Consider the following 16515-nt stretch of genomic DNA (forward strand, 5'->3'; position numbering starts at 1 on the left):
TTTACATTTGACGCGTAATATTGGTATCATGGCTCACATTGATGCCGGAAAAACAACAACCTCTGAACGTATCCTGTTTTATACGGGTTTGACTCACAAAATTGGAGAAGTACATGATGGTGCTGCTACAATGGACTGGATGGCGCAGGAACAGGAACGTGGTATTACCATTACTTCTGCTGCTACTACAACTCGTTGGAAATATGCAGGTGATACTTATAAAATCAACTTGATTGATACTCCGGGACACGTTGACTTCACTGCTGAAGTAGAGCGCTCTTTGCGTATTTTGGATGGTGCTGTTGCTGCATATTGTGCAGTGGGTGGTGTTGAACCGCAGTCTGAGACTGTATGGCGTCAGGCTGATAAGTACAATGTGCCGCGTATTGCTTATGTGAACAAAATGGACCGTTCTGGTGCTGACTTTTTTGAGGTCGTTCGCCAGATGAAAGCCGTTTTGGGCGCTAATCCTTGCCCAATTGTTATTCCTATAGGTGCTGAAGAGTCTTTCAAAGGTCTGGTTGACCTTATCAAGATGAAAGCTATCTATTGGCATGACGAAACTATGGGCGCTGACTACACTGTAGAGGAAATCCCTGCTAATCTAGTTGACGAAGCTAACGAATGGAGAGATAAGATGCTCGAAAAGGTGGCAGAGTTTGACGATGCTTTGATGGAGAAATATTTCGATGATCCTTCTACTATTACAGAAGAAGAAGTGCTGAGAGCTCTTCGTAATGCTACTGTACAGATGGCTGTAGTTCCGATGTTGTGTGGTTCTTCATTCAAGAATAAAGGTGTACAGACACTGCTTGACTATGTTTGCGCATTCTTGCCTTCTCCATTGGATACTGAAAATGTAGTTGGAACAAATCCTGAGACAGGTGCTGAGGAAGATCGTAAGCCCAGCGATGATGAAAAGACTTCTGCATTGGCATTTAAGATTGCTACTGACCCGTATGTAGGTCGTTTGACATTCTTCCGTGTTTACTCTGGTAAGATTGAAGCAGGTTCTTATATCTATAATTCTCGTTCTGGTAAAAAAGAACGTGTATCTCGTCTGTTCCAGATGCACTCAAACAAACAGAATCCGGTTGAAGTAATCGGTGCTGGTGATATTGGTGCAGGTGTTGGATTTAAGGATATTCATACAGGTGATACATTGTGTGATGAAAATGCCCCGATTGTATTGGAGTCTATGGATTTCCCGGAACCGGTTATTGGTATTGCTGTAGAACCGAAGACTCAGAAGGATATGGACAAACTGTCTAACGGTTTGGCTAAATTGGCTGAAGAAGATCCGACGTTTACTGTGAAGACTGACGAACAAACAGGTCAGACTGTTATCTCTGGTATGGGTGAGCTTCACTTGGATATCATTATTGACCGTCTGAAACGTGAGTTTAAAGTAGAATGTAATCAGGGTAAACCTCAGGTAAATTACAAGGAGGCTATCACGAAGACAGTTAATTTGCGTGAAGTTTATAAGAAACAATCTGGTGGACGTGGTAAATTTGCGGATATTATCGTAAATATTGGCCCTGTAGATGAAGACTTTACTCAAGGCGGCTTGCAGTTTATAGATGAAGTAAAAGGTGGTAATATTCCTAAAGAATTTATTCCGTCTGTTCAGAAAGGCTTTACTACTGCAATGAAGAATGGTGTGTTGGCTGGTTATCCTTTGGATTCACTGAAGGTTACTTTGCTTGATGGTTCTTTCCACCCTGTTGACTCTGATCAGTTATCATTCGAAATCTGTGCTATCCAGGCATATAAAAGTGCCTGTGCTAAGGCAGGTCCTGTACTTATGGAGCCTATTATGAAACTGGAAGTTGTAACTCCGGAAGAAAACATGGGTGATGTAATCGGTGACTTGAATAAGCGCCGTGGTCAGGTTGAAGGTATGGAATCCAGTCGTTCAGGTGCTCGTATCGTGAAGGCAATGGTTCCGTTGGCAGAAATGTTTGGTTATGTAACAGCGTTACGTACAATCACTTCTGGTCGAGCTACTTCATCAATGGTTTATTCTCATCATGCTCAAGTTTCTAACTCTATTGCTAAGGCAGTGTTGGAAGAGGTCAAAGGGCGTGTTGATTTGATCTAAAAATGTTAAAGTCCGTAGGCTAGCGAATGACTCTTAGCCTACGGAATTTTATCTTATTATAATATTAATAATTAATCAAACTAATGAGTCAGAAAATTAGAATTAAATTGAAATCTTACGACCACAACTTGGTTGACAAATCAGCTGAGAAGATTGTAAGAACGGTGAAGGCAACGGGTGCTATCGTTAGCGGTCCGATTCCTCTCCCTACGCATAAGCGTATTTTTACCGTGAACCGTTCGACTTTCGTTAATAAGAAGTCACGTGAACAATTTGAACTCTCTTCTTATAAGAGATTGATCGACATCTATAGCTCAACAGCTAAGACTGTAGATGCTCTGATGAAGTTGGAGTTACCGAGTGGTGTGGAAGTAGAAATCAAAGTTTAGTATTTAAATTTTAAGTGAAATGCCAGGATTATTAGGAAAAAAAATCGGAATGACATCCGTTTTCAGTGCCGAGGGTAAGAATGTACCATGCACTGTTATCGAAGCAGGTCCTTGTGTTGTTACTCAAGTTAAGAGTGTCGAAAAAGATGGCTATGCAGCTGTTCAGTTGGGCTTCCAGGATAAGAAGGAGAAGCATACGACTAAACCGTTGATGGGTCACTTTAAGAAGGCTGGAGTAACTCCCAAGAAACACTTGGCTGAGTTCAAAGAATTTGAAACAGAGTTAAATCTGGGTGATACTGTTACCGTAGAATTGTTCAATGATGTAACGTTCGTTGATGTTATCGGAACTTCTAAAGGTAAGGGTTTTCAAGGTGTAGTTAAAAGACATGGTTTTGGTGGTGTAGGTCAGGCTACGCACGGTCAACACAACCGTGCTCGTAAGCCGGGTTCTATCGGTGCCTGTTCATACCCTGCAAAAGTATTCAAAGGAATGCGTATGGGTGGTCAACTTGGCGGCGACAGAGTGACTGTTCAAAACTTACAGGTATTAAAGGTTCTTCCGGATCACAACCTCCTTTTGATTAAGGGTTCTGTTCCCGGTTGCAAAGGTTCAATCGTAATAATTGAAAAATAATGGAAGTTAACGTATATAACATTAAAGGTGAAGACACTGGGAGAAAGATTACGTTAAACGAGTCTATCTTCGGAATTGAGCCCAACGACCATGCTATCTATTTAGACGTAAAACAATTTATGGCTAATCAGCGTCAGGGTACACACAAATCAAAAGAAAGAAGTGAGATAAGTGGTTCTACTCGTAAAATCGGTCGTCAGAAAGGCGGTGGTGGTGCACGTCGTGGTGATATGAATTCACCGGTACTTGTTGGTGGTGCTCGTGCTTTCGGTCCTAAACCTAGAGATTACTATTTCAAGTTGAATAAAAAAGTAAAGACATTAGCTCGTAAGTCAGCTTTGGCATATAAAGCTCAGAACAATGCAGTTGTTATTGTAGAAGACTTTAATTTTGAAGCTCCGAAAACGAAAGATTTTGTTGCTATGACAAAAAAACTTAAAGTTTCTGACAAAAAGCTGCTTGTAATTTTACCAGAAGCAAATAAAAACGTATATTTGTCGGCTCGTAATGTGGAAAGTGCAAATGTACAGACAGTCTCAGGATTAAATACTTACAGAGTATTGAATGCTGGGGTTGTTGTGTTTACTGAAAGCGCTCTTTCGGCTATTGACAATATCTTAATGTAAAAAGGAGGCTTAAATAATGGGAATTATTATTAAACCGTTAGTAACAGAGAAAATGACAGCAATTACTGATAAGGCGAACAACCGTTTCGGCTTTATTGTGCGTCCTGATGCTAACAAACTGGAAATTAAGAGTGAAGTTGAAGCCTTATATAACGTTACGGTAGTTGATGTGAATACGGTTAAGTATGCAGGCAAAAATAAAAGCCGTTATACAAAAGCTGGTATCATCAATGGTCGTACGAGTGCTTATAAAAAAGCAATCGTTACGTTGAAAGAAGGAGATACTATTGATTTTTATAGCAATATTTAAAAGAAATGGCAGTACGTAAATTTAAGCCCACAACACCGGGGCAAAGACATAAAATTATTGGTACCTTTGAGGAAATTACTGCGCGGGTACCAGAAAAATCTCTTGTTTATGGCAAGAAGTCTTCAGGTGGTCGTAACAGCGAAGGTAAGATGACTATGCGCTACATCGGTGGTGGTCATAAGAAGATTATCAGAATTGTAGATTTCAAGAGAAATAAGGACGGTGTGCCTGCAGTGGTTAAAACAATAGAATATGACCCGAATCGTTCGGCTCGTATTGCTTTGTTGTTTTATGCAGATGGAGAAAAAAGATATATAATTGCTCCCAATGGATTGCAAGTAGGTGCGACTTTGATGTCAGGTGAAAATGCAGCTCCGGAAATTGGTAATGCACTTCCTCTTCAGAATATTCCAGTTGGTACTGTAATTCATAACATTGAATTACGTCCGGGTCAGGGCGCTGCTTTGGTTCGTTCGGCTGGTAATTTTGCTCAGCTAACTTCAAGAGAAGGTAAATATTGTGTTATCAAGTTGCCTTCAGGTGAGGTTAGACAAATACTTAGCACTTGTAAAGCTACTATCGGTAGTGTTGGTAATTCAGATCATGGATTGGAAAGTTCAGGTAAAGCTGGACGTTCTCGTTGGATGGGCCGTCGCCCACGTAACCGTGGTGTTGTGATGAACCCGGTTGATCATCCAATGGGTGGTGGTGAAGGACGTGCTTCAGGAGGACACCCAAGATCTCGTAAGGGATTGTACGCTAAGGGACTTAAGACTAGAGCTCCGAAGAAACAATCGTCTAAGTATATTATTGAGAGAAGAAAGAAGTAATCTGATTAATTGAGTAAACTATGAGTCGTTCATTAAAAAAAGGTCCGTATATTAACGTTAAGCTTGAGAAGAAAGTTCTTGCTATGAATGAATCAGGCAAGAAAATTGTTGTTAAGACTTGGGCCAGAGCTTCAATGATTTCGCCTGATTTCGTAGGCCATACAGTTGCAGTTCATAACGGAAATAAATTTATTCCTGTATACGTTACCGAAAATATGGTAGGGCACAAGTTGGGCGAATTTGCTCCAACTCGTACTTTCAGAGGACACGCTGGTAATAAGAAAAAATAACAGGATTTATCTGAAATAATAAAGTATAAATATAATGGGAGCAAGAAAAAAAATATCGGCTGAAAAAAGAAAAGAAGCCCTTAAGACCATGTATTTTGCAAAGTTGCAGAATGTTCCTACTTCCCCTCGCAAAATGCGTCTCGTGGCTGACATGATTCGCGGGATGGAAGTGAATAGAGCACTTGGCGTTTTGAAGTTTTCTTCAAAAGAAGCAGCTGCCAGAGTTGAGAAATTACTGCGCTCTGCAATTGCTAACTGGGAGCAGAAAAACGAACGTAAAGCTGAAAGTGGCGAATTATTTGTAACGAAGATTTTTGTTGATGGTGGTGCTACACTCAAAAGAATGAGACCGGCTCCGCAGGGTAGAGGTTACAGAATTCGTAAGCGTTCAAATCACGTAACGTTGTTCGTTGGTTCTAAAAGTAATAACGAAGATCAAAATTAAGGTAAATGGGACAAAAAGTTAATCCAATAAGCAACCGTTTAGGAATCATCAGAGGATGGGATTCCAATTGGTATGGTGGAAATAATTACGGCGATTCTCTGCTGGAAGATAGCAAGATTCGTAAATATTTGAACGCTAGACTTGCAAAAGCCAGTGTTTCAAGAATCGTAATTGAACGTACACTGAAACTCGTGACTATTACCGTTTGTACTGCACGTCCGGGTATTATTATCGGTAAAGGTGGCCAAGAAGTTGATAAGTTGAAAGAAGAGTTGAAGAAGGTTACCGATAAGGATATTCAGATCAATATCTTCGAAGTGAAAAGACCTGAGTTGGATGCTGTTATAGTTGCAAACAATATCGCTCGTCAGGTAGAGGGAAAGATTGCCTATCGCCGTGCCATAAAAATGGCTATCGCTAATACAATGCGTATGGGTGCTGAAGGTATCAAAATTCAGATTTCAGGACGTTTGAATGGAGCTGAAATGGCTCGTTCTGAAATGTATAAGGAAGGAAGAACTCCGTTGCACACTTTCAGAGCAGATATCGACTACTGTCATGCAGAAGCATTGACTAAGGTTGGTCTTCTCGGTATTAAAGTTTGGATCTGTAGAGGTGAAGTTTTCGGTAAGAGAGAATTAGCTCCAAACTTTACGCAAAGCAAAGAAAGCGGTCGTGGAAGCAATAGCGGAAACAATGGCGGAAAGAACTTCAAAAGAAAGAAAAATAATCGCTAAACGAATTTGAATTTTTAGGAATTATGTTACAACCGAAAAAGACAAAATTCAGAAGACAACAAAAAGGCCGTCAAAAAGGTATTGCCCAGAGAGGTAATCAGTTGGCTTTCGGTTCTTTTGGAATTAAGGCTTTGGAAACAAAATGGATTACAGGCCGTCAGATCGAAGCTGCTCGTATTGCAGTGACAAGATATATGCAACGTCAAGGACAAATTTGGATTCGTATTTTCCCGGATAAGCCTATTACCAGAAAACCTGCTGATGTACGTATGGGTAAAGGTAAAGGTGCTCCAGAGGGCTTTGTTGCCCCTGTTACTCCGGGAAGAATTATTATCGAAGCCGAAGGGGTATCTTATGAAATCGCAAAAGAAGCTTTGCGCTTAGCTGCACAGAAGCTTCCTATTACAACTAAGTTTGTTGTAAGACGTGATTATGATATTCAAAATCAAAATGCGTAAGGGATATGAAAATAGCAGAAATAAAAGAAATACCTACCAATGATTTGGTAGAAAGAGTAGAGGCAGAAGTGACAAACTATAATCAAATGGTTTTAAATCATTCTATTTCTCCTTTGGACAATCCTGCTCAGATCAAACAATTACGCAGGACTATTGCGCGTATGAAAACTGAATTACGCCAAAGAGAACTTAACAATAAATGATGAGCTTGATGGAAGCAAGAAATTTAAGAAAAGAAAGAACTGGGGTTGTGCTGAGCAATAAAATGGAGAAGACCATTACAGTAGCAGCTAAGTTTAAAGAGAAACACCCCATATATGGTAAGTTCGTTAGCAAGACTAAGAAGTACCATGCTCATGATGAAAAAAATGAGTGCAATATCGGTGATACTGTACTTATTATGGAGACTCGTCCTTTGAGCAAGACTAAAAGATGGAGATTGGTAGAAATAATTGAAAGAGCTAAGTAATTATGATACAAGTAGAATCCAGAATTACAGTATGTGATAACAGTGGAGCAAAAGAGGCTCTCTGTATTCGCGTTTTGGGCGGTACGGGTCGTCGTTATGCTTCAGTGGGGGACGTGATTGTTGTTTCTGTAAAGAGCGTCATTCCTTCAAGTGATATTAAAAAAGGTGCAGTGTCTAAAGCTTTGATCGTACGTACTAAGAAAGAAATCCGTCGTCCCGATGGTTCTTATATACGTTTTGATGATAATGCTTGCGTATTGTTGAACAATGCAGGCGAGATTAGAGGTAGTCGTATTTTCGGTCCGGTAGCTCGTGAACTTCGTGCTACCAACATGAAAGTTGTGTCACTCGCTCCTGAAGTACTTTAATTTTGTAAAAGATTTAAGTAATGAGTAAATTACATATTAAAAAAGGCGATACAGTTTACGTAAATGCTGGTGAAGACAAAGGCAAAACTGGTCGTGTGTTGAAGGTTCTTGTTGATAAAAATCGTGCAATTGTTGAAGGTGTCAACATGGTGTCCAAGAGCACTAAGCCTAATGCAAAGAACCCTCAGGGTGGTATTGTGAAGCAGGAAGCTTCTATCCATTTGTCTAACTTGAATCCCGTAGATCCTAAGACGGGTAAAGCTACGCGTATCAGTCGTAAAGTAACTATTGGTGAAAACGGTAAGAAGACTATTGTACGTGTTTCTAAAAAATCAGGAGAGGAGATTAAGTAATGAGTAATACTGCAAGCCTTAAGAAAGAATATGTAGAGCGTATTGCGCCTGCATTGAAATCACAGTTCCAGTATACTTCTTCGATGCAGGTACCCGTACTTAAGAAGATTGTTATCAATCAGGGTTTGGGTATGGCTGTTGCTGATAAGAAGATTATCGAAGTGGCAATTAATGAAATGACTGCTATCACAGGTCAGAAAGCTGTTGCAACCATTTCTCGTAAAGATATCGCTAACTTTAAGTTGCGTAAGAAAATGCCGATTGGTGTTATGGTAACTTTGCGTCGTGAGAGAATGTACGAATTTCTTGAGAAATTGGTTCGTGTAGCTCTTCCCCGTATCCGTGACTTCAAGGGTATTGAAAGTAAGTTTGATGGAAAGGGTAACTATACTCTTGGTATTCAGGAACAAATCATTTTCCCTGAAATTAATATCGATAGTATTACCAGAATTCTCGGAATGAATATTACCTTTGTAACCTCTGCACAAACAGATGAAGAAGGTTATGCCTTGTTGAAAGAATTCGGTTTACCGTTTAAAAACGCTAAAAAAGATTGATAATATGGCAAAGGAATCAATGAAGGCACGTGAAGTAAGACGTGCTAAATTAGTAGCCAAATATGCCGAGAAGAGAGCTGCATTGAAGCAAATTGTTAGAACAGGTGATCCTGCTGAAGCTTTTGAAGCTGCACAGAAATTGCAGGAACTGCCTAAAAATTCTAATCCGATTCGTATGCACAACCGTTGTAAGTTGACTGGTCGTCCTAAAGGATATATCCGTCAATTCGGTATCTCTAGAATTCAATTCCGTGAGATGGCTTCTAACGGTCTTATTCCCGGTATTAAGAAAGCAAGCTGGTAATTTTTGTTTTAAATATTGTCAGGGTAGGCCTGATTAATTTAATTTTTTATTATATGACTGATCCAATAGCAGATTATTTGACGAGGTTGCGGAACGCTATTCAAGCAAAGCACAGAGTTGTAGAAGTTCCCGCTTCAAATTTGAAAAAAGAAATCACTAAGATTCTTTTTGAGAAAGGCTACATTCTTAATTATAAGTTTGTAGAAGATGGTCCTCAAGGTACAATTAAGGTTGCCTTGAAGTATGATCCGGTTAACAAAGTAAACGCGATTAAGAAATTGGAAAGAATCTCTTCTCCAGGTTTGCGTCAGTATACCGGTTACAAGGACATGCCGCGAGTTATTAATGGTTTGGGTATTGCTATAATATCTACTTCCAAAGGTGTAATGACCAACAAAGAAGCCGCTGAACTGAAAATTGGTGGTGAAGTTTTGTGTTATGTATATTAATAGGAGGAATTAGCAATGTCAAGAATAGGAAAATTACCCATTAGTATTCCCGCTGGAGTAACAGTTACTCTGAAAGAAAATGTGGTTACCGTGAAGGGACCCAAAGGCGAACTTAGCCAATATGTAGATCCTGCTATCAATGTTGCCATCGAAGATGGTCATGTGACTTTGAGTGAGAATGAAAATGCAATGTTGGATAATTCCAAACAAAAGCATGCATTTCATGGTTTGTACCGCTCTTTAGTTCACAACATGGTTGTTGGTGTATCTGAAGGATATAAAAAAGAATTGGAACTTGTAGGTGTGGGTTATCGTGCTTCTAATCAAGGCAATATTATTGAGTTGTCTTTGGGTTATACGCATAGTATCTTCATACAGCTGCCTCCTGAAGTTAAGGTAGAGACAAAATCTGAAAGAAATAAGAATCCTCTTATTATTTTAGAGTCTTGCGATAAACAATTGCTGGGTCAAGTTTGCTCTAAGATACGTTCTTTCCGTAAGCCCGAACCGTATAAAGGTAAAGGTGTTAAGTTTGTTGGTGAAGAAATTCGTAGAAAGTCTGGTAAATCTGCCGGCGCTAAGTAATTTACATAAAATAAGAATATTATGACAACAAAAATAGAAAGACGAATAAAAATCAAATATAGAGTACGCAATAAAATTTCAGGTACTGCTGAACGTCCGCGTATGAGTGTATTTAGAAGTAATAAGCAAATCTACGTCCAACTTATCGATGATTTGAGTGGTAAGACTTTGGCTGCTTCTTCTTCTTTGGGTATAACAGAGAAGTTGCCGAAGAAAGAACAAGCTGCAAAGGTTGGAGAGTTGATCGCTAAAAAAGCTCAGGAAGCAGGTATTACTACTGTTGTTTTCGACCGTAATGGTTACTTGTATCATGGGAGAGTAAAAGAAGTAGCTGATGCTGCTCGTAACGGTGGACTTAAATTTTAATCATTATGGCAATTAATAATAGAGTTAAGATTACAAACGATATAGAACTGAAAGACCGTTTGGTTGCTATTAATCGTGTAACCAAAGTAACCAAAGGTGGTAGAACTTTTAGTTTCTCTGCAATTGTTGTTGTAGGTAACGAAGAAGGCATCATCGGTTGGGGTCTTGGTAAAGCTGGTGAAGTTACCGCAGCTATCGCTAAAGGTGTTGAATCAGCTAAGAAGAATCTGACGAAAGTACCTGTACTGAAGGGTACTGTTCCTCACGAACAGTCCGCTAAGTTTGGTGGCGCGGAAGTATTCATCAAGCCTGCTTCTCATGGTACAGGTGTAGTTGCCGGTGGTGCAATGCGTGCAGTACTTGAAAGTGTTGGTATTACGGACGTTTTGGCTAAGTCAAAAGGATCTTCTAATCCACACAACTTGGTGAAGGCTACTATCCTGGCGTTGGGTGAAATGCGTGACGCACGTATGGTTGCTCAAAACAGAGGAATTAGTATTGAAAAAGTATTTAGAGGATAAGGAGGAATATATGTCGACTATAAAGATTAAACAAGTTAAAAGTAGAATTGGTGCTCCGGCTGATCAGAAAAGAACTCTCGATGCACTGGGACTTCGTAAGTTGAATCGTGTGGTTGAACACGAGTGTACTCCTTCAATTCTTGGAATGGTGGATAAGGTTAAACACTTGGTTACCATTGTTAAGTAATTATTTGTTGAATATAAAACGAATTACAATATGAACTTAAGTAATTTAAAACCTGCAGAAGGATCTACTAAAACAAGAAAAAGAATTGGACGCGGTCCAGGTTCTGGCTTGGGAGGTACTTCTACCAGAGGTCATAAGGGAGCTAAATCAAGATCTGGTTATTCTAAGAAGATCGGTTTTGAAGGTGGTCAGATGCCTCTTCAACGTCGTGTTCCTAAATTCGGTTTTAAGAACATTAATCGTGTAGAATATAAGGCTATCAACTTGGATACAATTCAGAAACTTGCTGAAGCTAAGAAGTTGGAATCAGTTGGAATTAATGACTTTATCGCTGCTGGTTTTATTTCTTCAAATCAGTTGGTGAAGGTATTAGGTAATGGAACTTTGACTACAAAGTTGGATGTGCAAGCTCATGCATTCTCTAAGACTGCTGTTGCTGCCATTGAAGCTGCTGGTGGAAGTGTAGTAAAACTCTAATTCGATGAGAAAAGCTATTGAAACATTAAAGAATATATGGAAAATTGAGGATCTGAGACAACGGATCCTCATTACCATATTGTTTGTGGCAATCTACCGTTTTGGTTCGTACGTCGTACTGCCTGGTATTAATCCGGCTATGCTGACACAATTGCATCAACAAACAAGCGAGGGCCTCTTAGCCTTATTAAACATGTTTTCGGGAGGAGCATTCTCTAATGCATCTATTTTTGCATTAGGAATTATGCCTTATATCTCTGCTTCAATCGTTATTCAGTTGTTGGGGATTGCGGTTCCGTATTTCCAGAAACTTCAACGTGAAGGTGAGAGTGGTAGAAGAAAAATGAACCAGTATACTCGTTATTTGACGATTATTATTTTGTTGGTTCAGGCTCCTTCTTATTTGCTCAATCTTAAAATGCAGGCCGGTCCTTCCTTAAATGCTTCATTAGATTGGACTCTGTTCATGATTACCTCTACCATTATCTTGGCAGCTGGTAGTATGTTTATTTTGTGGCTTGGTGAGAGAATCACTGATAAGGGTATCGGTAATGGTATTTCATTTATCATCTTAATCGGTATTATTGCCCGTTTGCCTCAGTCTTTATTCCAGGAATTAATTTCCCGTATGACTGATAAGACGGGTGGTTTGGTTATGTTCTTAATTGAAATCGTATTCCTGTTGCTGGTAATTGCTGCTGCAATTTTGTTGGTGCAAGGTACAAGAAAAATTCCTGTACAATATGCTAAAAGAATTGTAGGTAACAAACAATATGGTGGTGCAAGACAATACATTCCTTTGAAAGTGAATGCAGCTGGTGTAATGCCTATCATCTTTGCTCAGGCAATTATGTTTATCCCTATCACCTTTATTGGTTTTTCAAATGTAGATCATGTGAGCGGTTTTGTACGTGCATTTACTGATCATACAAGCTTCTGGTATAATTTCGTATTTGCAATAATGATTATACTGTTTACGTATTTTTATACTGCAATTACGATTAACCCAACTCAGATGGCTGAGGATATGAAGAGGAATAATGGTTTCATTCCGGGTATCAAGCCGGGAAAGAAGACAGCCGAATATATCGATGATATTATGTCTCGTATAACATTGCCTGGCTCTTTCTTCTTGGCTTTGGTAGCTATTATGCCAGCGTTTGCCGGTATTTTTGGTGTGAAAGCTGAATTTGCTCAATTCTTCGGCGGTACATCTTTGTTAATTCTTGTAGGTGTGGTTCTTGATACACTCCAGCAGATTGAAAGTCACTTGTTGATGAGACATTATGACGGTCTGTTGAAATCTGGTCGTATTAAAGGACGTAGTAATGTAGCTGCATATTAATCTTTTTATAAGATGATATTTCTTAAAACGGAAGATGAAATAGAGCTGCTCCGTGAGAGTAATTTGCTTGTCGGGAGGACATTGGCTGAAGTTGCAAAACTGGTAAAGCCGGGAGTTACTACAAAGGAACTGGATAAAGTAGCGGAAGAGTTTATCAGAGATCATGGTGCTGTTCCTACTTTCAAAGGTTTTCCAAATCAATATGGTGATCCATTTCCAGCTTCGTTGTGTACATCGATAAATGAACAGGTGGTACATGGCATTCCTGGAGATATAGTACTAAAAGAAGGTGATATTGTATCGGTTGATTGTGGTACTTATATGAATGGGTTTTGTGGTGATTCTGCCTATACATTTTGTGTAGGGGAAGTAGATGAGGAAGTTCGCAAATTACTGAAGGTTACTAAAGAGGCATTATACATCGGAATAGAAAATGCCGTTCAAGGAAAACGGTTGGGTGATATCGGATATGCAATACAAGAACATTGTGAGTCCAATTCATTCGGTGTAGTGCGTGAGTTTGTTGGTCATGGTATAGGTAAAGAAATGCACGAAGACCCTCAGGTCCCTAATTATGGAAAACGTGGTTATGGAACTATGTTAAAGAAAGGTCTTTGTATTGCTATTGAACCAATGATTACGCAAGGGAGTCGCCAAATAGTAATGGAGCGTGATGGTTGGACGGTGAGAACTAAAGATTGGAAGTATGCAGCTCATTTTGAGCATACAGTGGCTGTTGGAGCTGGCAAAGCTGATATCTTATCATCGTTTGAGTTCATAGAAGAAGTATTAGGAGATAAAGCAATTTAAAAAAATAATATGGCTAAGCAATCTGCAATAGAACAAGATGGAGTTATTGTTGAAGCATTGTCTAATGCAATGTTTCGTGTTGAATTAGAAAACGGACATGAGATTACTGCACATATTTCCGGTAAGATGCGAATGCATTACATTAAAATCCTGCCGGGGGATAAAGTAAGAGTCGAAATGTCTCCTTACGATTTATCGAAAGGAAGAATTGTATTTAGATATAAATAAAATTAAGATATGAAAGTAAGAGCATCTTTAAAGAAACGTACGCCAGAATGTAAGATCGTTAGACGCAATGGCCGTTTGTATGTTATTAACAAGAAAAATCCTAAGTATAAACAACGTCAAGGATAATATTATTATTTTTGCAAAAAAAATAATTTAGTATATGGCTATAAGAATAGTTGGTGTCGATTTGCCTCAAAATAAAAGAGGTGAAGTTGCGTTGACCTATATCTATGGAATAGGTCGTAGTAGTTCAGCAAAGATTTTAGATAAAGCTGGTGTAGATAAAGACCTGAAGGTAAAAGACTGGACGGATGATCAAGCTGCCAAGATTCGTGAGATCATTGGTGCAGAATTTAAAGTAGAAGGTGATCTTCGCTCGGAAGTTCAATTGAACATCAAACGTTTGATGGATATTGGTTGTTACCGTGGTGTACGTCATCGTATCGGTTTGCCTGTAAGAGGACAGAGCACAAAGAATAATGCTCGTACTCGTAAGGGTAGAAAGAAAACCGTTGCAAATAAGAAAAAAGCTACTAAATAATAATTGTTGATATGGCAAAAAAAACAGTTGCAGCAAAGAAGAGAAATGTGAAAGTTGACGCTAATGGACAGTTGCATGTTCATTCATCTTTCAACAATATTATTGTTTCTCTTGCAAACAGTGAAGGGCAGATTATTTCTTGGTCATCTGCTGGTAAAATGGGATTTAGAGGTTCTAAGAAGAACACTCCTTATGCAGCACAGATGGCTGCCCAGGATTGTGCAAAGATAGCATTTGATCTTGGCCTGAGAAAGGTAAAAGCATATGTGAAGGGTCCAGGTAACGGACGTGAGTCTGCTATTAGAACTATTCACGGTGCAGGTATCGAAGTTACTGAAATCGTTGATGTAACTCCGCTTCCACATAATGGTTGTCGTCCTCCGAAAAGACGTAGAGTTTAAGATTTACCTTTAATAAAAATGATCTTGATTTTGTTTTTGGATTACATTAATTTCTCTCTGTAATCGCGGCTGCAACAAATTAAGTTCATGAATAAAACAATTAAAATTTAAAAGAAATGGCTAGATATACTGGACCAAAATCAAGAATAGCCCGTAAATTCGGTGAAGGTATCTTCGGAGCAGATAAAGTATTGTCAAAGAAGAACTATCCTCCCGGACAACACGGTAATTCCAGAAAAAGAAAAACTTCTGAGTATGGTGTTCAACTTCGTGAGAAACAGAAGGCCAAATACACCTATGGAGTTTTAGAGAAACAATTCCGCAACCTATTTGAAAAGGCAGAAACAGCTAAAGGTATTACCGGTGAAATTCTGCTTCAGTTGCTCGAAGGTCGTCTTGATAACATTGTATTCCGTTTAGGTATTGCTCCTACTCGTGCAGCTGCTCGTCAGTTGGTGGGTCACAAGCATATTACTGTGGATGGTGAAGTGGTAAATATACCTTCATTTGCAGTAAAACCGGGTCAGGTAATTGGTGTTCGTGAAAGATCTAAGTCTTTGGAAGTAATTGCTAATTCACTGGCTGGCTTTAACCACAGCAAATATCCTTGGTTGGAATGGGATGATAACTCTAAGGTTGGTAAATTGTTGCATGTACCTGAAAGAGCAGACATTCCTGAAAACATTAAAGAGCATTTGATCGTAGAATTGTATTCTAAATAAAATAATTAATTTCATGGCGATATTAGCATTTCAAAAACCTGATAAAGTATTAATGTTGGAAGCGGATTCTAGATTCGGTAAATTCGAATTTCGTCCGTTGGAGCCCGGTTTTGGTATTACCGTTGGTAATGCACTACGCCGCATCCTGCTTTCGTCATTAGAGGGTTTTGCTATCACTACTATCAAAATAGATGGTGTTGAGCATGAGTTCTCTAGCGTACCGGGAGTTAAAGAGGATGTTACTAACATTATCTTGAATCTGAAACAGGTGAGATTCAAGCAAGTAGTTGAAGAATTCGAAAGTGAGAAAGTAAGTATTACAATCGAAAATTCTAGTGAATTTAAAGCAGGTGACATAGGTAAGTATTTGACTGGATTTGAAGTGTTAAATCCTGAATTAGTTATTTGTCATTTAGATTCTAAAGCAACTATGCAAATCGATATTACGATTAACAAAGGTCGTGGATATGTTCCGGCTGATGAAAACCGCGAATATTGCACGGATGTTAACGTAATTCCTATCGATTCCATTTATACACCGATACGTAATGTGAAGTATCAGATTGAACCGTTCCGTGTTGAACAAAAGACGGACTACGACAAATTGGTACTTGAGATTACTACCGACGGTTCTATTCATCCGAAGGAAGCGCTGAAAGAAGCTGCAAAGATTCTGATTTATCACTTCATGCTCTTCTCTGATGAGAAGATTACATTGGAAAGCAATGATGTGGATGGTAATGAAGAATTTGATGAAGAAGTATTGCACATGCGTCAATTGTTGAAGACTAAACTTGTTGATATGGACTTATCGGTTCGTGCCCTCAACTGCTTGAAGGCTGCCGATGTAGAAACATTGGGTGATTTGGTACAATTCAATAAGACGGATTTGCTGAAATTCAGAAACTTCGGAAAGAAATCGCTTACTGAGCTTGATGATTTGCTGGAAAGTCTGAATCTTTCGTTTGGAACCGATATTTCTAAATATAAATTAGATAAAGAATAA

General features: G+C 39.0%; 30 protein-coding genes. All 30 read left to right on the forward strand.

Annotation, left to right across the window (positions count from 1 at the left end):
- Nucleotides 1–2104, forward strand: a 2104-nt coding sequence (fusA, locus tag BACCELL_RS11990) for an elongation factor G (RefSeq protein ID WP_007212066.1), incomplete at its 5' end; no start/stop codon positions are given.
- An 83-nt stretch (nucleotides 2105–2187) separates the two neighbouring features.
- Entirely contained in the window at nucleotides 2188–2493 is a 306-nt protein-coding gene (gene rpsJ, locus BACCELL_RS11995) for a 30S ribosomal protein S10 (RefSeq protein ID WP_002558075.1), read from the forward strand.
- Between the two features lie 19 nt (nucleotides 2494–2512).
- Nucleotides 2513–3130: a 50S ribosomal protein L3 gene (rplC, locus tag BACCELL_RS12000; RefSeq protein ID WP_007212067.1), complete on the forward strand. Its 618-nt coding sequence runs from the start codon at nucleotides 2513–2515 to the stop codon at nucleotides 3128–3130.
- Complete coding sequence (gene rplD, locus BACCELL_RS12005) at nucleotides 3130–3756, forward strand: 50S ribosomal protein L4 (protein WP_007212068.1); 627 nt, start codon at nucleotides 3130–3132, stop codon at nucleotides 3754–3756. Before rplC ends, rplD begins: the two co-directional genes overlap by 1 nt.
- Before the next feature lie 16 nt (nucleotides 3757–3772).
- A complete protein-coding gene (gene rplW, locus BACCELL_RS12010) occupies nucleotides 3773–4066 on the forward strand; it encodes a 50S ribosomal protein L23 (protein ID WP_007212069.1) in 294 nt (97 codons plus the stop codon).
- A 5-nt stretch (nucleotides 4067–4071) separates the two neighbouring features.
- Nucleotides 4072–4896, forward strand: a complete 825-nt coding sequence (rplB, locus tag BACCELL_RS12015; RefSeq protein WP_007212070.1) for a 50S ribosomal protein L2 — start codon at nucleotides 4072–4074, stop codon at nucleotides 4894–4896.
- A 20-nt stretch (nucleotides 4897–4916) separates the two neighbouring features.
- Complete coding sequence (gene rpsS, locus BACCELL_RS12020; protein WP_007212071.1) at nucleotides 4917–5186, forward strand: 30S ribosomal protein S19; 270 nt, start codon at nucleotides 4917–4919, stop codon at nucleotides 5184–5186.
- 34 nt (nucleotides 5187–5220) lie between these two features.
- Nucleotides 5221–5631 (forward strand): 50S ribosomal protein L22, encoded by a 411-nt coding sequence (gene rplV / locus BACCELL_RS12025; RefSeq protein WP_004291236.1) that lies wholly within the window; start codon nucleotides 5221–5223, stop codon nucleotides 5629–5631.
- Nucleotides 5632–5636: 5 nt separating this feature from the next.
- Nucleotides 5637–6368: a 30S ribosomal protein S3 gene (rpsC, locus tag BACCELL_RS12030; protein ID WP_007212072.1), complete on the forward strand. Its 732-nt coding sequence runs from the start codon at nucleotides 5637–5639 to the stop codon at nucleotides 6366–6368.
- Nucleotides 6369–6391: 23 nt separating this feature from the next.
- Nucleotides 6392–6826 carry a 50S ribosomal protein L16 gene (gene rplP / locus BACCELL_RS12035; protein WP_007212073.1) on the forward strand — a complete coding sequence of 145 codons (435 nt, stop codon included), beginning with the start codon at nucleotides 6392–6394 and terminating at the stop codon, nucleotides 6824–6826.
- Between the two features lie 5 nt (nucleotides 6827–6831).
- A complete protein-coding gene (gene rpmC, locus BACCELL_RS12040; protein ID WP_007212074.1) occupies nucleotides 6832–7029 on the forward strand; it encodes a 50S ribosomal protein L29 in 198 nt (65 codons plus the stop codon).
- Nucleotides 7026–7295, forward strand: a complete 270-nt coding sequence (rpsQ, locus tag BACCELL_RS12045; RefSeq protein WP_007212075.1) for a 30S ribosomal protein S17 — start codon at nucleotides 7026–7028, stop codon at nucleotides 7293–7295. Before rpmC ends, rpsQ begins: the two co-directional genes overlap by 4 nt.
- Nucleotides 7296–7297: 2 nt before the next feature.
- Nucleotides 7298–7663 carry a 50S ribosomal protein L14 gene (gene rplN, locus BACCELL_RS12050; protein WP_007212076.1) on the forward strand — a complete coding sequence of 122 codons (366 nt, stop codon included), beginning with the start codon at nucleotides 7298–7300 and terminating at the stop codon, nucleotides 7661–7663.
- Between the two features lie 20 nt (nucleotides 7664–7683).
- Nucleotides 7684–8016: a 50S ribosomal protein L24 gene (gene rplX, locus BACCELL_RS12055; RefSeq protein WP_007212077.1), complete on the forward strand. Its 333-nt coding sequence runs from the start codon at nucleotides 7684–7686 to the stop codon at nucleotides 8014–8016.
- Nucleotides 8016–8573 (forward strand): 50S ribosomal protein L5, encoded by a 558-nt coding sequence (rplE, locus tag BACCELL_RS12060; RefSeq protein WP_007212078.1) that lies wholly within the window; start codon nucleotides 8016–8018, stop codon nucleotides 8571–8573. Before rplX ends, rplE begins: the two co-directional genes overlap by 1 nt.
- Before the next feature lie 4 nt (nucleotides 8574–8577).
- Nucleotides 8578–8877 carry a 30S ribosomal protein S14 gene (gene rpsN, locus BACCELL_RS12065; RefSeq protein ID WP_007212079.1) on the forward strand — a complete coding sequence of 100 codons (300 nt, stop codon included), beginning with the start codon at nucleotides 8578–8580 and terminating at the stop codon, nucleotides 8875–8877.
- A 53-nt stretch (nucleotides 8878–8930) separates the two neighbouring features.
- Nucleotides 8931–9326, forward strand: coding sequence for a 30S ribosomal protein S8 (gene rpsH, locus BACCELL_RS12070; RefSeq protein ID WP_004291226.1), 396 nt, complete (start codon nucleotides 8931–8933; stop codon nucleotides 9324–9326).
- 15 nt (nucleotides 9327–9341) lie between these two features.
- Nucleotides 9342–9911 carry a 50S ribosomal protein L6 gene (gene rplF / locus BACCELL_RS12075; RefSeq protein WP_007212080.1) on the forward strand — a complete coding sequence of 190 codons (570 nt, stop codon included), beginning with the start codon at nucleotides 9342–9344 and terminating at the stop codon, nucleotides 9909–9911.
- 21 nt (nucleotides 9912–9932) lie between these two features.
- On the forward strand, nucleotides 9933–10277 hold the full coding sequence (gene rplR / locus BACCELL_RS12080; protein WP_007212081.1) for a 50S ribosomal protein L18: 345 nt from the start codon (nucleotides 9933–9935) through the stop codon (nucleotides 10275–10277).
- 5 nt (nucleotides 10278–10282) lie between these two features.
- Entirely contained in the window at nucleotides 10283–10798 is a 516-nt protein-coding gene (gene rpsE, locus BACCELL_RS12085; RefSeq protein WP_007212082.1) for a 30S ribosomal protein S5, read from the forward strand.
- Nucleotides 10799–10808: 10 nt separating this feature from the next.
- On the forward strand, nucleotides 10809–10985 hold the full coding sequence (gene rpmD / locus BACCELL_RS12090) for a 50S ribosomal protein L30 (protein ID WP_005929058.1): 177 nt from the start codon (nucleotides 10809–10811) through the stop codon (nucleotides 10983–10985).
- 30 nt (nucleotides 10986–11015) lie between these two features.
- Nucleotides 11016–11462, forward strand: coding sequence for a 50S ribosomal protein L15 (rplO, locus tag BACCELL_RS12095; RefSeq protein WP_007212084.1), 447 nt, complete (start codon nucleotides 11016–11018; stop codon nucleotides 11460–11462).
- A gap of 4 nt (nucleotides 11463–11466) precedes the next feature.
- Complete coding sequence (secY, locus tag BACCELL_RS12100; protein WP_007212085.1) at nucleotides 11467–12807, forward strand: preprotein translocase subunit SecY; 1341 nt, start codon at nucleotides 11467–11469, stop codon at nucleotides 12805–12807.
- A gap of 12 nt (nucleotides 12808–12819) precedes the next feature.
- Nucleotides 12820–13617 carry a type I methionyl aminopeptidase gene (gene map, locus BACCELL_RS12105; protein WP_007212086.1) on the forward strand — a complete coding sequence of 266 codons (798 nt, stop codon included), beginning with the start codon at nucleotides 12820–12822 and terminating at the stop codon, nucleotides 13615–13617.
- 9 nt (nucleotides 13618–13626) lie between these two features.
- Nucleotides 13627–13845 carry a translation initiation factor IF-1 gene (gene infA, locus BACCELL_RS12110; RefSeq protein ID WP_002558052.1) on the forward strand — a complete coding sequence of 73 codons (219 nt, stop codon included), beginning with the start codon at nucleotides 13627–13629 and terminating at the stop codon, nucleotides 13843–13845.
- Nucleotides 13846–13854: 9 nt separating this feature from the next.
- The gene (gene ykgO / locus BACCELL_RS26035; RefSeq protein ID WP_002558051.1) at nucleotides 13855–13971 is read left to right on the forward strand and encodes a type B 50S ribosomal protein L36; all 117 of its coding nucleotides are present in this window, start codon (nucleotides 13855–13857) and stop codon (nucleotides 13969–13971) included.
- Nucleotides 13972–14005: 34 nt separating this feature from the next.
- Complete coding sequence (gene rpsM / locus BACCELL_RS12115) at nucleotides 14006–14386, forward strand: 30S ribosomal protein S13 (RefSeq protein WP_007212087.1); 381 nt, start codon at nucleotides 14006–14008, stop codon at nucleotides 14384–14386.
- An 11-nt stretch (nucleotides 14387–14397) separates the two neighbouring features.
- Nucleotides 14398–14787 carry a 30S ribosomal protein S11 gene (gene rpsK, locus BACCELL_RS12120; RefSeq protein ID WP_007212088.1) on the forward strand — a complete coding sequence of 130 codons (390 nt, stop codon included), beginning with the start codon at nucleotides 14398–14400 and terminating at the stop codon, nucleotides 14785–14787.
- A gap of 116 nt (nucleotides 14788–14903) precedes the next feature.
- Nucleotides 14904–15509: a 30S ribosomal protein S4 gene (gene rpsD / locus BACCELL_RS12125; RefSeq protein WP_007212089.1), complete on the forward strand. Its 606-nt coding sequence runs from the start codon at nucleotides 14904–14906 to the stop codon at nucleotides 15507–15509.
- 13 nt (nucleotides 15510–15522) lie between these two features.
- Nucleotides 15523–16515, forward strand: coding sequence for a DNA-directed RNA polymerase subunit alpha (locus BACCELL_RS12130; RefSeq protein WP_007212090.1), 993 nt, complete (start codon nucleotides 15523–15525; stop codon nucleotides 16513–16515).

It is taken from the genome of Bacteroides cellulosilyticus DSM 14838 (genome assembly GCF_000158035.1).
GTDB classification, from domain to species: Bacteria; Bacteroidota; Bacteroidia; order Bacteroidales; family Bacteroidaceae; genus Bacteroides; species Bacteroides cellulosilyticus.